This window comes from Bradyrhizobium sp. ISRA442 (assembly GCF_038085055.1).
Lineage (GTDB): Bacteria > Pseudomonadota > Alphaproteobacteria > Rhizobiales > Xanthobacteraceae > Bradyrhizobium.
In genome coordinates this window covers 56,088-70,171 of the sequence record NZ_JALGCN010000015.1, presented here as the reverse complement: position 1 = coordinate 70,171, position 14,084 = coordinate 56,088, and the positions used below count along the sequence as shown (strand labels likewise).

Annotated in this window: 9 protein-coding genes; 4 read left to right on the top strand and 5 right to left on the bottom strand. The window is 64.1% G+C overall.

Annotated elements, in window-relative coordinates; all coding sequences use genetic code 11:
* Nucleotides 1-61: 61 nt before the first annotated feature.
* From MTR72_RS27225 to MTR72_RS27215, 3 genes are all read right to left on the bottom strand, one after another.
* Nucleotides 62-1,009 carry an ABC transporter permease gene (locus MTR72_RS27225; RefSeq protein WP_280967188.1) on the bottom strand — a complete coding sequence of 316 codons (948 nt, stop codon included), beginning with the start codon at nucleotides 1,007-1,009 and terminating at the stop codon, nucleotides 62-64.
* A 42-nt stretch (nucleotides 1,010-1,051) separates the two neighbouring features.
* Nucleotides 1,052-2,650 (bottom strand): ABC transporter substrate-binding protein, encoded by a 1,599-nt coding sequence (locus MTR72_RS27220; protein WP_280967187.1) that lies wholly within the window; start codon nucleotides 2,648-2,650, stop codon nucleotides 1,052-1,054.
* A gap of 338 nt (nucleotides 2,651-2,988) precedes the next feature.
* Nucleotides 2,989-3,912: a BKACE family enzyme gene (locus tag MTR72_RS27215; RefSeq protein WP_280967186.1), complete on the bottom strand. Its 924-nt coding sequence runs from the start codon at nucleotides 3,910-3,912 to the stop codon at nucleotides 2,989-2,991.
* A gap of 80 nt (nucleotides 3,913-3,992) precedes the next feature.
* Here MTR72_RS27215 and MTR72_RS27210 point away from each other — a divergent pair, with 80 nt between their 5' ends.
* Entirely contained in the window at nucleotides 3,993-4,769 is a 777-nt protein-coding gene (locus tag MTR72_RS27210) for an SDR family oxidoreductase (RefSeq protein ID WP_280967185.1), read from the top strand.
* Between the two features lie 238 nt (nucleotides 4,770-5,007).
* Here the strand turns inward: MTR72_RS27210 and MTR72_RS27205 are convergent, their stop codons facing one another.
* Both MTR72_RS27205 and MTR72_RS27200 read right to left on the bottom strand, forming a co-directional pair.
* A complete protein-coding gene (locus tag MTR72_RS27205) occupies nucleotides 5,008-6,558 on the bottom strand; it encodes an AMP-binding protein (protein ID WP_280967184.1) in 1,551 nt (516 codons plus the stop codon).
* A 17-nt stretch (nucleotides 6,559-6,575) separates the two neighbouring features.
* Nucleotides 6,576-7,730, bottom strand: a complete 1,155-nt coding sequence (locus tag MTR72_RS27200) for an iron-containing alcohol dehydrogenase (RefSeq protein WP_280967183.1) — start codon at nucleotides 7,728-7,730, stop codon at nucleotides 6,576-6,578.
* Nucleotides 7,731-8,234: 504 nt separating this feature from the next.
* On the opposite strand from MTR72_RS27200, the gene MTR72_RS27195 reads away from it, so the two are divergent.
* The 3 genes from MTR72_RS27195 (at nucleotide 8,235) to MTR72_RS27185 (ending at nucleotide 14,061) form a co-directional block, all read left to right on the top strand.
* A complete protein-coding gene (locus MTR72_RS27195) occupies nucleotides 8,235-9,434 on the top strand; it encodes an efflux RND transporter periplasmic adaptor subunit (RefSeq protein WP_280967182.1) in 1,200 nt (399 codons plus the stop codon).
* Nucleotides 9,431-12,586, top strand: coding sequence for an efflux RND transporter permease subunit (locus tag MTR72_RS27190; protein WP_280967181.1), 3,156 nt, complete (start codon nucleotides 9,431-9,433; stop codon nucleotides 12,584-12,586). Before MTR72_RS27195 ends, MTR72_RS27190 begins: the two co-directional genes overlap by 4 nt.
* Before the next feature lie 287 nt (nucleotides 12,587-12,873).
* Nucleotides 12,874-14,061, top strand: a complete 1,188-nt coding sequence (locus MTR72_RS27185; RefSeq protein ID WP_280967180.1) for an ABC transporter substrate-binding protein — start codon at nucleotides 12,874-12,876, stop codon at nucleotides 14,059-14,061.
* The last annotated feature ends 23 nt before the right edge of the window (nucleotides 14,062-14,084 follow it).

Below are 14,084 nucleotides of genomic sequence, written 5' to 3'. Positions count from 1 at the left end.
TCCCCGCAAGCGGGGAGAGGTGAAGGAACGTGCATGCGCTGTGCGAGTGAGGATCATACGATCAATCCGTAAACCGGATGCGCGGGTCGAACACGGCGTAGAGCATGTCGACGGTGAAATTCGCGAACACCACGACGACCGCGATGAACATCACGAGATTCTGCACGATCGGATAGTCGCGCCAGCGGATCGCCTCGACCAGGAAGCGCGCGACGCCGGGGATGTTGAACACGGTCTCGGTGACGATGAGGCCGCCGATCAGGAAGGCCGCCTCGATGCCGATCACGGTGATGACGGGCAGAATCGCGTTCTTCAGGGCGTGGTGATAGTTCACCGCGGCGTCGGATGCGCCCTTGGCGCGGGCGGTGCGGATATAGTCCTGCCGCAGCACCTCCAGCATCGAGGAGCGGGTGATGCGCATGGTCAGCGCGGCGCTGCGGAAGCCGACTGCGGCGGCCGGCACCGCGTAGGTCGCGAACGCTTCCAGCCAGGTCTGCGGATTGGGATTGAAGATCGGCATCTGGCCGAACATGGCCACCGACGCGGTCAGGATGAGCAGGCCGAGCCAGAACGAGGGCAGTGACAAGCCGCTGAGGCTGACCACGCGTAAGCCGTAGTCGAGCTTGGTTCCCTGCTTCACCGCGCTGATGACGCCGAGTGGAATGCCGATCGAGGCGGAGAACAGCAGCGCAAGCCCGGCGAGCCGCGCCGTGATCGGGATCCGCGGCAGGATCTCCTGCAGCGCCGGTTTCTCGGAGACATAGGAGTAGCCGAAGTCGCCGCGCAGGAAGCCGCCGATCCAGTGCAGATATTGCACCACCAGCGGCTGGTCGATGCCGAGCTCCTTCTCCAGATTGGCCTTGTCGGCGGGGTCGACATAGCCGGCGGCAGCAAACAGGATGTCGACGATGTTGCCGGGCACGATGCGCAGCAGGAAGAAGATGACGATCGATATCCCGAACAGGGTCACGAGCATCAGGAACAGGCGTCGTACCAGATAGGCAAACATCTTCCGCCTCCTGCCGAGCTCGTCAGCCGCCCGCCGCCTGCGCTACTTGTCCATCCACACGTCCTCGTAGCGGTAGCCATTATAGGAGCTGTTCGACATGACCGTCACGCCCTTGACATAGGGCTTCCAGCACGTGCCGGTGCGCGCGTGGAAGATGATGGGCCGGGCAACGTCCTCCTGGAGCTTCTTGTCGATCTCCCACACCAGCTTTTTGCGCTTGTTGATGTCGGTCTCCTGCGACTGCACGTCGAACAGTTTCTCGATCTCCTTGTTGCAGTAATTGGTGTAGTTGCGCTCGGAGCCGCAGGAATAGTTCTCGTAGAAGGACTGATCGGGATCGTCGACGGCATTGCCGGTCAGATTGAGACCGAGCATATAGTCCTTGCGCGCGACTTTCGGGAACCAGTTCGCCGTCTCGACGACGTCGAGCTCGCCGTCGATGTAAATGCTCTTGAGCTGATCGATCAGGATCACCGCGGGGTCGCGGTACACGGGGATGTTGCGGGTCGAGACCTTGACCGCGAGATGCTTGTCCGGTCCGTAGCCGGCTTTTTGCATCAGCTTCTTCGCCTCCTCGCGGTTGGCTTTTACATCCGGACCATAACCCGGGATGCTCTGCAGCATGTCCTTCGGCATCGCCCAGAGTCCCGCGGGAGCCGGTTCCATGGTGCCGCCGATGTCGGCCTGGCCTTCGAAGAGGATGTCGACGAAAGCCTTGCGGTCGAGCGCCAGCGCCATCGCCCGGCGGACATCGGCATTGTCGAACGGCGGTGCGGTCGAATTGACGATGATGTTGGTCGAGACGTTGTTGGGCTCGACGACGCACACCGCCGTCGGGTCCTGTGACTTGACGTCCTTCAGCAGCGGGATCGAAACCTCGGTCGGGAAGGTCATGTCGAACTTGCCGGCGACGAAGGCGAGGATTGCGGTCGAGCGGTTCGGAATGATCGTGAACTCGATGCCGTCGAGATAGGGCCGACCCTTGCGCCAATAGTCGGGGTTGCGGGTCAGCTTGATCGATTCATTGGCCTTGAACTCGACGAATTTGAACGGGCCGGTGCCGATCGGATGCGTGCGCATCTCGGCGGGCGAGACGTGGCAGGGATAGACCGGCGTATAGCCGGAGGCGAGCAGCGCCAGCAGCGAGGGCTGCGGCCGCTTCAGGTTGAAGGAGACCTCGAGATCGCCGTTGGTCGTGACGTCGTTGACCTCGTTGTACCAGGCCTTGCGCGGGTTCTGCCGGAACTTCTGCTGCGACTTGCCCATCAGCATGTCGAAGGTGCATTTGACATCCGCCGAGGTGAACGGCTTGCCGTCATGCCATTTCACGCCCTGGCGAAGCTTGAAGGTCAGCGTTTTGTTGTCGTTCACCCACGCCCAGCTCTCCGCGAGTTCCGGGACGATGGTGTCCATGCTGTTCTGCGCCACGTCCTGCTTGTAGATGACGAGGTTGTTGAAGACCGGCATGAAGGGAACGTTGAGCGAATAGGTCGCGCCCTCGTGGATCGAGGCGTTGCCGGGGCTGTCGCGGTGATACATCCGCAAAATGCCGCCCTGTTTGGGCTCGCCGGCGAGCGTTGTGGTTGAGGTCGTCAGCACAGATAGCGCCGCCATTGCGGCGAGCGCCCACACGCTCCGCATGCTCATCCTCCCTGGACACCGGCCTTTTGCGGCCTGTTGATCGTGACGATAGCGACGCGGGCGGAGGGAGGCAACCGGCGAAGGCCCTCTGCGGCCTTGGTAATTCGGATGACGTAAGGTCGCACGGCGCTCCCGCATAATGTGAGAGGTTCCCCATGTCGTCCTGGCGAAAGCCAGGACCCATTACCCCAGGGAATAGTTTGGCGAAGACTGGTCGTTTGGGACTTGCACCGTACGCTCCGCAGATGGATTCCGCGGTATGGGTCCTGGCTTTCGCCAGGACGACGTTGGTGAGATATCTCGCTTAGACACCGCTCGTCGTTGCGAGCGTCTCGAGCCTACACCTGCAGCGTGTCCCCGCCCTTCAGGTGCAGCAGCTCGCGCGCCTCATCCGAGGTCGCGACTTCGAGGCCGAGGCCTTCGATGATCTTGCGGGCGAGCCGCACCTGCTCGGCGTTCGAGGACGCCATCCGGCCCGGCGCGGCCCACAGCGAGTCCTCCAGGCCGACGCGGATATTGCCGCCCATGGCCGCCGCCATCGCCGCGATCGGCAATTGATGTCGCCCGGCCCCCAGCACCGACCAGACGAACTTGTCGCCGAACAGCCGCTCTGCCGTGCGCTTCATGTGCAGCACATCTTCCGGGTGCGGGCCGATGCCGCCCTGAAGGCCGAACACGGTCTGGACGAACAGTGGTGGCTTCACCAGGCCTTGATCAAGGAAGTATTGCAGATTGTAGAGATGCGCGGTGTCGTAGCACTCGAACTCGAAGCGCGTTCCGGTCTCCGACAGCGTCTTCAACACGAATTCGATGTCCTGGAAGGTGTTGCGGAACACGATGTCCTTGTTCTCGACATGCTTACGCTCCCACTCATGCTTGAAGGTCTTGAAGCGGTTGAGCATGCCGAAGAAGCCGAAATTCATCGAGCCCATGTTCAGCGAGGCGACCTCCGGCTTGTAGACCGCTGCGGGGCGCACGCGCTCGTCCACCGTCATGGTCGGCGAGCCGCCGGTGGTGAGGTTGATCACCGCGTTGGAACGTTGCTTGATGATCTTCAGGAATGGCGCAAAGGCCTCCGGCGACTGATCCGGCTGGCCGGTTTCGGGGTTGCGCGCATGCAGATGCACGATCGCAGCGCCCGCTTCCGCGGCCTCTACGGCCGCATCCGCAATCTCCTGCGGCGTCACGGGCAGCGCTGGCGACATCGACGGCGTGTGGATCGCGCCGGTGACGGCACAGGTGATGATGACTTTGCGGGCCATGGACTTTAACTCCCGGTTTTAACTCGAAGCGGGCTGTGATCTAAGGTCACGCTTAGCATTTCGGACCGACTGGAGCCATCATGGATCTCGACATCAAAGGTTTGCGCGTATTGGTGACCGCGGGTGCGGGCGGCATAGGGCTTGCAATCGCCCGCCGTTTCGCCGGCGAGGGCGCAAAGGTGCATGTTTGCGATGTCGACGAGATGGCGCTCGCCGCCCTTGCCAAAAGCGATCCCGCACTGACGCACTCGCAATGCGACGTGTCCGACCGCACCGCGGTGAAGACGATGTTCGACGCGGCGGTCCGCGCGCTCGGCGGCCTCGACGTGCTCGTCAACAATGCCGGCATCGCCGGCCCGACGGCGAAGATCGAGGAGATGAATCCGGAAGACTGGGACCGCTGCGTCGAGGTCTGCCTTACCGGCCAGTTCAACTGCACGCGGCTTGCCGTGCCGCTGCTGCGCGAGAGCAAGAATGCCTCGATCGTCAATATTTCTTCCGCGGCGGGGAAGGTCGGCTTCGCCATGCGTACGCCCTACGCGGCGTCGAAGTGGGGCGTGATCGGCCTGACCAAGTCGCTGGCGATCGAGCTCGGCCCCGACAAGATCCGCGTCAACGCCATCCTGCCGGGCCTCGTCGCCGGCGACCGCCAGCGCCGCGTGCTAGAGGCCAAGGCGCAGCAGCGCGGCATCTCCTACACCGAAATGGAGCGTATCGCGTTCTCCTATACATCTATCAAGGATTACGTCACGCCGGAGCAGATCGCCGACCAGATCCTGTTCATGTGCAGCCCGCGCGGCCGCACCATTTCCGGCCAGGCGATCTCGATATGTGGTGACACGCAGATGTTGGGGTAGGCTGCGTCAGCAAGTTCGTCGTCCCGGACAAGCGTAGGGAAGCGGAGCGCAGATCCGGGACGACACTGTAGCCGCATCGGCGCAGTGCTCCCTCGCCCCGCTTGCGGGGAGAGGGTTGGGGTGAGGGGGAGTCTCCGCGGGGGCGGTGGCAGTTGGACTCGCGGAAGCGCCCCCTCACCCGGAATTCAAGCTTCGCTTGAATTCCGGCCTCTCCCCGCAAGCGGGCAGAGGCGAAGAGTCACACAATCCTTGACGCCTTGTTGCCCCAATACCGGTCCCGCAGCAGCCGCTTGTAAAGCTTGCCGGTCGGCAGCCGCGGCAGTTCCTTCTCGAAATCGACCGAGCGCGGCACCTTCTGCCGCGATAGCGACTGGCCGCAGAAGGCGATTAGTTCTTCGGCGAGTGCTGGCCCCGGCACCACGCCCGGCATCGGCTGTACCACGGCCTTCACTTCTTCGCCGAGATCGGTATTGGGCACGCCGAACACCGCGGCATCGGCGACTTTCGGGTGGGTGATCAGCAGGTTCTCGCATTCCTGCGGGTAGATGTTCACGCCGCCCGAGATGATCATGAAGGTGGCGCGGTCGGTGAGATAGAGGAAGCGGTCCGCATCGACGTAGCCGACGTCGCCGACCGTGCTCATGCTGCCGTCGGGCGAGCGCGCCTCTTTCGTCTTCTCGGGGTCGTTGAAGTATTCGAACGGCGATCCCGTCTTGAACCACACGGTGCCAGCGGTGCCGGTCGGACATTCCTTCATGTTCTCGTCGAGGATGTGGAGGTCACCGAGCAGCACCTTGCCGACGCTGCCGCGATGCGCGAGCCATTCCTCGGTATTGCAGGCGGTGAAGCCAAGACCTTCGGTCGCGCCGTAATATTCGTGGATGATCGGCCCCCACCATTTGATGATGTCGTCCTTGACCAGTGCCGGGCAGGGCGCGGCGGCATGGATCGCAATCTCGAGCGAGGACAGGTCGTAGCGGCCGCGCGCCTCCTCCGGCAGCTTCAGCATGCGCGAGAACATCGTCGGCACGAGCTGAGTGTGGGTGATGCCCCATTTCTCGACGAGTTGGAGATACCGCTCGGGGTCAAAACTCTCCATGATGATCACGGTGCCGCCCATGCGGATCGTGAGGTTGACCGCGGCCTGCGGCGCCGAGTGATAGAGCGGCGCCGGCGACAAATAGACCATGCCTTCGCGGTAGTGCCAAAGCTTCGTCAGGAAATCGAACAGCGGCAGGTTGTGCTTGGGCGGCTCCTGCGGCAGCGGCCGCAAGATGCCCTTCGGCCGTCCCGTCGTGCCCGACGAATAAAGCATCGCCGTGCCGAGCCACTCGTCCGCGACCGGTGTGCCCGGCAGATCGGCGGTTATCTCGGCCAGCCCGACGATGCGATCGCTCTCGCCTGGGCCGTCGGCGACGATGCAGAGCTTGACGTCGGGACAGGCCTGAATCGCCTCGCGGGCGATGTCCAGCTTCGCCACCGACGTGATCAGGATCTTGGACTGGCTGTTGACGAGCAGGTAGGCGAGCTCGCCCGGCGTAAGGAAGGAGTTGATGCAGGTATAGTAGAGCCCGGAACGCTCGCCTGCACCGCAGGCTTCGAGATAGCGCGAATTGTTCTCCATGAAGATCGAGTAGTGGTCGAGTCGCTTCAAGCCCTGCTTGCGGAACAGATGCGCGAGGCGGTTGCTGCGCGCCTCCAACTCGCGATACGTCACCGTCTCGCCGGTGCCGGCCATGATGAAAGCGGGCTGGAGCGGGCGTAGGCGGGCATGCGTACCTGTGTACATCGATCCTCCGGCTTGGATTATGCGGCGAGAAGCAGGATTTCGCGTACCTGCGCAGGGCCATCGATCCTGCGCGGGTTGCGCGGCACCCAGGGCGTGCGCATCGCCTGCGCGGCGATGGCGTCGAAATGCTCCGGCGATACGCGCACTTCCGTGAGGCTGCGCGGCATGCCGAGCGAGCGGATGAAGGCGTCGAGCACGTTGGCGGCATCCTGGCCGGGGAAGCCCATCGCGGCTGCGACGACCTGCTGGCGCTCGGCATTGGCAGTCGCATTCCAGCGCATCACCGCCGGCAGCATGACGCAGGAGGTGTAACCGTGCGGCACGTCGAAGGCGGCGCCGAGCACGTAGCCGATGCCGTGGCTGGCGCCCATCGGCACGCCGGCCGAAAGCGCGCCCATCGACAGCCAGGTGCCGAGCTGCGCGTCCATGCGCGCGTCGAGGTCGGCGGGATCGGCCTTCACTCGCGGCAGCGCGTCGGCGAGCATGGCAAGGCCTTTCATCGATTGCGCGTCGGCATAAGGGTGCGTCTCGCGCGAGCAAATCGCCTCGACGCAATGATCGACGGCGCGGATGCCGGTCGATAGGAACAGCCATTCCGGTGTGTGCACGGTGATGGCGGGATCGAGGATAGTCGCGCGCGGCACCATCAGCGGGTGGCGCAGCATCTGCTTCACATGCGTGCTACGGTCGGTCACGCCTGCGATCGAACTGAACTCGCCGCCGGCGATCGTGGTCGGTACGCTGACCTGTCGCACCAAGGGTGCATTCATCTCCGGTGCAACGCCCTTGTGCACACGGATGCGCTCGATGCCGTCGATATCGTCGATGTCGTTGGCAAGGCAGAGCTGCACCGCCTTGGCGCCGTCGGTGATCGAGCCGCCGCCGACGGTGACGATCAGATCCGCCCTGGCGTCCCGTGCTGCATTGGCGGCCGCGATCACCGCCTCGCGCGGCGTGTGGGCCGGCATGGCATCGAACACGCCGGCGCAACGCGCGCCCAGTGTCTCTTTGATCTTCGCGATCTCGTCGGTCTGCCGGTTCAGCGTGCCCGAGACCATCAGGAAGGCGCGGTTCGATCCCAACCGGTCCATCTGCGCCAGAATGGCCTCGGCGGCCGGATGGCCGAACACGACCTCCTCGATCGCGCCGAAAACGACACGTCCTTGGTGCACGGCTGTCCTCCCGGACAATTCGTCTTGTTTTTGTGTGCACAATCTAGCCGACGCAATGGCCTGCGTCATGTGCGAAGACGCTGGAGCTGAGTTGACCCTCCCCTGGAGGGGGAGGGTCGACGCGCGAAGCGCGAGCGGGGTGGGGTGACGGTCTCTCCGCGTTGAACGGTGTCCGGGCGGAGAGATCACCCCACCACGTCACGCAATCTCGCTCTGCTCGATTGCGTGCCGACCCTCCTCCAGGGGAAGGTCACTTCGTGGGCCTCGCACCTGCCACTCCATTCCGGAGCCCGGCGCGTAAATTCATTCGCATCCGCCCGATTATCGCCGCGTGCGCGCGCGACCTTCCTTCTGTCAACCCGTCCACTCGGCTAGGATCATCCACCCAAGAAATTGCGTGTTCTTCTCGTCTTGAAGGTTTCATCATCGAAACCCATCTTGTGCCGCCTGCGGGTAAGAAGCTACCCTGTTTGTTGCCGTAGCCACCAAGGAAGAGGGCAAGACATGAGCGAGCCGAACCGAGGACTGCACCCAGCTCGGAGGCGATCCGCGCCGCCTGCCCTTTCTGCGGTCCTGGCGCTCGCCGTTGCCGGTTTGCTCGCCGGCTGTGAGAAGCCGGCCTCGCAGGCCGCCGCCCCGCCGGCGCCCGCCGTCACAGTTGCCCAGCCGGCCAAGCGCACCGTGACCGATTGGGACGAATTCACCGGCCGCTTCGAGGCCGTGGAGGAAGTGCAGGTGCGTCCCCGCGTCGGCGGCTACGTCAACTCGGTCGAATTCCAGGACGGCGCCATCGTGCATGCCGGCGATCTCCTTTATGTGATCGACTCGCGTCCGTTCGAGGCGGTGGCCGCGCAGGCGGAGGGACAGTTGTCGGACGCGCGTGCCAAGGTGGAGCTAGCCAAGCGCGAGCTCGACCGCGGCCTGAACCTGGTCCAGACCAGTGCCGTCTCCGAACAGGTCGTCGACCAGCGCCGCCAGGCGCTGCAGGCCGCGCACGCCGCCGAGATGCAGGCCGAAGGCGCGCTGAAGGCCGCCAAGCTCAATATCGAGTTCACGCATGTGGTGGCGCCGATCACGGGCCGCGTCAGCCGTCATCTCGTCAGCCCCGGCAATCTCGTGCAGGGCAGCGACGCCGGCTCCTCGACGCTGCTCACCTCGATCGTCACACTCGATCCGATCTACATCTATTTCGACATGGATGAGGCGACGTTCATCAAGTACAGCAAGCTGTGGTTCGAAGGCCGCCGCCCGAGCTCGCGCGACACGGCAAACCCGGTCCAGGTGACGCTCGCCGGCGAAACCAAGCCGTCGCACGAGGGCACCATCAACTTCCTCGACAACCGCCTCGACGTCTCGACCGGCACGCTGCGTAGCCGTGCCGTGATCAAGAATACCGATCTCTCGATTTTGCCGGGACAATTCGCCCGCGTGCGGTTGATCGGCAGCGCGCCCTATGAGGCGCTCCTGATCCCGGACGTCGCGATCGCGACCGACCAGTCCCGCAAGATCGTGTTCGTGGTCAAGCCGGACGACACCGTCGAAGCGCGCGCCGTGACACTCGGGCCGCTCGATGACGGCCTGCGCGTGATCCGCGAAGGGCTCAAAGCCGAGGATCGCGTCATCGTCGACGGCATCCAGCGCGCCCGTGTCGGCGCCAAGGTCAACCCGCACACAGCGCAAGTGCAGGCCGGTGGCAAGTCATGAATCTCGGCCGCCTCTCCATCAACCAGCCCATCTTGGCGATGGTGCTGTCGATCGTGCTCCTGATCGTCGGCGCGATCGCCTACACCACGCTGCCGGTCTCCGAATATCCGCAGGTGGTGCCGCCCACCGTCGTCGTCACCACGCAATATCCCGGCGCCTCCGCGCAGACCGTGTCCGACACGGTCGCTGCTCCGATCGAGCAGGAGATCAACGGCGTCGAGGACATGCTGTATCTCTACAGCCAGGCGACCTCGAACGGCCAGCTCACCATCACCGTCACCTTCAAGCTCGGCACCGATCTCGACAAGGCGCAGGTGCTGGTGCAGAACCGCGTCGCGATCGCGCAGCCGCGCCTGCCCGAGGAAGTCCAGCGCAACGGCGTCACCACGCGCAAGAACTCGCCCGACATCCTGATGGTCGTGTTCATGCTGTCGCCCGACGACACGTTCGACCAGCTCTACATCTCCAACTATGCGCTGCTCCAGGTTCGCGACCAGCTCCTGCGGCTCGACGGCGTCGGCGATATCCAGATTTTCGGCGCACGCGACTATTCGATGCGACTTTGGCTCGATCCTGACCGGATCGCCAATCTCGGCCTGACCTCGACCGAAGTGCTCGCGGCGATCCGTGCGCAGAACGTGCAGATCGCGGGCGGGCAGATCGCGGAGCCGCCGATCGCGGACCGCGCCTTCCAGCCGAATCTCACCTTCACGGGGCGACTGAAGGATCAGAAGCAATTCGAGGACATCCTGATCAAGGCCGGCTCGGACGGCCGCACGGTGCGCTTACGCGACGTTGCCCGCATCGAGCTCGGCGCGCTGTCCTACACCACCAACAGCTTCCTCTTGCGCAAATCGGCGGTCGCCATGCTGGTGACCCAGCGGCCAGGATCGAACGCGCTGGCCACCGCCAAGAACATTTCCGATACGATGACCAGGCTCAAGGCGAGCTTTCCGAAGGGCCTCGACTACAACATCGGCTACAACCCGACCGAGTTCATCGCGCAATCCGTCCACGAGCTGATCAAGACTATCTACGAGGCCATGCTGCTGGTGGTCATTGTGGTGCTGGTGTTTTTGCAGGGCTGGCGGCCCGCGATCATTCCGATCATCGCGATCCCGGTCTCGCTGGTCGGCACCTTCGCGGTGATGGCGGCGCTCGGGTTCTCGATCAACAATCTCACGCTGTTCGGCCTCGTGCTCGCCGTCGGCATCGTGGTCGACGATGCCATCGTGGTGGTCGAGAATGTCGAGCGCCATCTCGAGCACGGCCTGAGCCGGCGCGATGCCGCGCTGAAGACCATGGAGGAGGTCGGCGGCGCGCTGGTCTCGATCGCGCTGGTGCTGTGCGCGGTGTTCGTGCCGACGGCATTCCTGGGAGGTATTTCCGGACAGTTCTTCCAGCAATTCGCCGTCACCATCGCGGTCGCAACCGCGATCTCCTGCTTCTGCTCGCTGACGCTGTCGCCGGCGCTGGCCTCGCAGATACTGGTGCCGCATGAAGAGAAGCGGCCGCCGGCGGCCTGGAATGTCATCGCGCGGGGCTGGGGCGCCTTCACCGGCGTCTTCAACCGCGTGTTCGACCGGCTGTCACATGGCTATGCCGGCGCCGCCAATTTCGTGATCCGGCATTCGGTGGTGATGCTGCTGATTTACGTCGTGCTGATCGGCAGCGCCGGCTGGCTGATCGTGACCACGCCGCAGGGCTTCATTCCGGCACAGGATCGCGGCTACGTCATCATCTCAGTGCAATTGCCGGGCGCGGCGTCGCTGGCGCGCACCACCGAGGTGGTGCGCGAGATCGAGCGGATCTCGCTGGATACGCCGGGCATCGTTCGCGTCGCTGCCTTCGCCGGCTTCTCGGGCGCGACGCGCACCCAGGCCGGCAATGCTGCGGCGCTGTTTCCGGTGTTCGACGAGCCCGAGGTCCGCCTGAAGAAGGGCCTGTCCGCCAACGCCATTACCGCCGAGCTGCGCAAGCGGCTCGCCGCGATCCAGGGCGCCTTCATCATCGTCATTCCGCCGCCGGCCGTGCCTGGCATCGGCACCGGCGGCGGCTTCACGATCCGCATCCAGGACCGCCAGGGCCGCGGACCGGAAATGCTCGCCGCTGCGACCGACGAGCTGGTCGCCGCCGCGCGCAAGGCATCCACTCTGACTTCGGTGTTTTCGCCGTTCACGGCGAACACGCCGCAGCTTTTCGTCGACATCGACCGCACCAAGGCGCAGAAGCTCGGCGTTCCCATCGCCAGCATCAACGACACGATCCAGACTTATTTCGGATCGACCTACGTCAACGACTTCAACCTGTTCGGCCGCACCTACCACGTCACAGCCCAAGCCGACCTGCCGTTCCGGAAAGAGACCAGCGATCTGTCGCGGCTGCGCACCCGCAACGCGTCCGGCGACATGGTGATGCTCGGTAGCGTGGTCGATTTCCGCGACGTTTCGGGTCCCGACCGCGTCGCGCGCTACAATCTCTATGCGGCCTCCGAACTGCAGGGCGAGCCGGCACCGGGCACGAGCTCGACCACCGCGCTCAACACCATCAAGAAGCTCGCCGACGATACCTTGCCGAGCGGCTTCTCGTTCGAATGGACCGACCTGTCGTATCAGCAGGTCACCGGCGGCAATGCGGGCCTGTTCGTGTTCCCGATCTGCGTGCTGTTCGTCTATCTCGTGCTCGCCGCGCAATATGGGAGCTGGAGCCTGCCGTTTGCGGTGATCCTGATCGTGCCGATGTGCCTGCTCGCCGCCACCATCGGCGTGCGCATCATGGGGCAGGACGTCAACATCCTGACGCAGATCGGCTTCGTCGTGCTGGTGGGCTTAGCTGCGAAGAACGCGATCCTCATCGTCGAGTTCGCCCGCGACATCGAGCTGGAAGGCAAGCCGCGGCTGGAGGCCGTGATCGAGGCCTGCCGCCTGCGCCTGCGGCCGATCCTGATGACGTCCTTCGCCTTCATCCTCGGCGTGCTGCCGCTGGTGATCTCGACCGGCTCGGGCTCGGAGATGCGCCAGGCCGTCGGCGTTGCCGTCTTCTTCGGCATGATCGGCGTCACCCTGTTCGGCCTGCTCTTCACGCCGATCTTCTACGTGGTCGTGCGCAATCTAGCCGATGGCCGCGGGAAGAAGGCGGAGATTGCGGGGTGATTGCGCGTCAGTGTAGCGGCCACTGACGTGTCCACAATCACGGTGTCGTCCCGGCGAAGGCCGGGACCCATAACCCCAGGGAGTGGTTGTGGCGTGAAGCTGGTAACCGCGAGTCATCGCCAAACCCAATCCTGTGGTTATGGGTCCCGGCCTTCGCCGGGACGACGGCATTGGATTTAGCGCACACCCGCCATACTAACGGCTGAGGCCGAAATGGATGGGCAGGGGCGGGGTTCTTCACTAGTATCCGCCCGATTTCACAACAGAAGACTGCTGGGAGTTAAAATATGAAATCAGCACTTTTGGCCGCTGCGGCCTCTGCCGTATTGCTGGCGGCGCCGGCGTCCGCACAGGGCGTCAAGATCGGCATTCTCAATGACCAGTCCGGCGTCTATGCGGATTACGGCGGCAAATGGTCGGTCGAAGCCGCCAAGATGGCGATCGAGGATTTCGGCGGCGAAGTTTTAGGCCAGAAGATCGAGCTCGTCACCGCCGATCACCAGAACAAGCCGGACCTTGCGACCTCGATCGCGCGGCGCTGGTACGATGTCGAGAACGTCGACATGATCACGGAGCTGACGACGTCCTCGGTCGCGCTCGCGATCCACGAGCTCTCGAAGGAAAAAAAGAAGATCGACATTGTCGTGGGGGCCGCAACATCGCGCCTGACGGGCGATGCCTGCCAGCCCTACGGCTTTCACTGGGCCTATGACACCCGCGCACTCGGGGTCGGGACCGGCGGCGCCCTGACGAAAGCCGGCGGCGACACCTGGTTCTTCCTCACGGCCGACTACGCCTTCGGTTACGCGCTGGAGAAGGACACCAGCGAGATCGTCACCGCCAATGGCGGCAAGGTGGTCGGCTCGGTCCGCGTTCCCCTCAACTCGTCGGACTTCTCCTCCTTCCTGCTCCAGGCGCAGAGCTCGAAGGCCAAGATCGTCGGGCTCGCCAACGCCGGCCTCGATACCACCAACTCGATCAAGCAGGCCGCCGAGTTCGGCATCGTCACCGGCGGCCAGAAGCTTGCGGGCCTCTTGATGACACTCGCGGAGGTCAACGGCCTTGGCCTCCAGGCCGCGCAAGGCCTCGTGCTCACCGAGGGCTACTACTGGGATCTCAACGACAAGACGCGCAGCCTCGGCGAGCGCTTCTTCAAGCGCACCGGGCGGATGCCGAGCATGATCCACGCCGGCACCTATTCGGCGACGCTGAGCTATCTCAAGGCGGTCAAGGCGGCCGGCACCAAGGATCCGGACGCCGTCGCCAAGAAGCTGAAGGAGCTGCCGGTCGACGACGCCTTCGCGCAAGGCAAGGTGCTCGAGAACGGCCGCATGGTCCACGACATGTATCTGTTCGAGGTGAAGAAGCCCTCGGAGTCGAAGAAGCCCTGGGACTATTACAAGCTGCTGGCCACCGTCCCCGGCGACAAGGCATTCTTCAGCGCCAAGGAAAGCGGCTGCCCGCTGACGAAGTAGCGGGAAAAGGCAACGCCCGCGCC

Coding starts and splice junctions, on each gene's coding strand:
- MTR72_RS27225 (WP_280967188.1), bottom strand. CDS start 1,009: ATGTTTGCCTATCTGGTACGACGCCTGTTCCTGATGCTCGTGACCCTG.
- MTR72_RS27220 (WP_280967187.1), bottom strand. CDS start 2,650: ATGCGGAGCGTGTGGGCGCTCGCCGCAATGGCGGCGCTATCTGTGCTG.
- MTR72_RS27215 (WP_280967186.1), bottom strand. CDS start 3,912: ATGGCCCGCAAAGTCATCATCACCTGTGCCGTCACCGGCGCGATCCAC.
- MTR72_RS27210 (WP_280967185.1), top strand. CDS start 3,993: ATGGATCTCGACATCAAAGGTTTGCGCGTATTGGTGACCGCGGGTGCG.
- MTR72_RS27205 (WP_280967184.1), bottom strand. CDS start 6,558: ATGTACACAGGTACGCATGCCCGCCTACGCCCGCTCCAGCCCGCTTTC.
- MTR72_RS27195 (WP_280967182.1), top strand. CDS start 8,235: ATGAGCGAGCCGAACCGAGGACTGCACCCAGCTCGGAGGCGATCCGCG.
- MTR72_RS27190 (WP_280967181.1), top strand. CDS start 9,431: ATGAATCTCGGCCGCCTCTCCATCAACCAGCCCATCTTGGCGATGGTG.
- MTR72_RS27185 (WP_280967180.1), top strand. CDS start 12,874: ATGAAATCAGCACTTTTGGCCGCTGCGGCCTCTGCCGTATTGCTGGCG.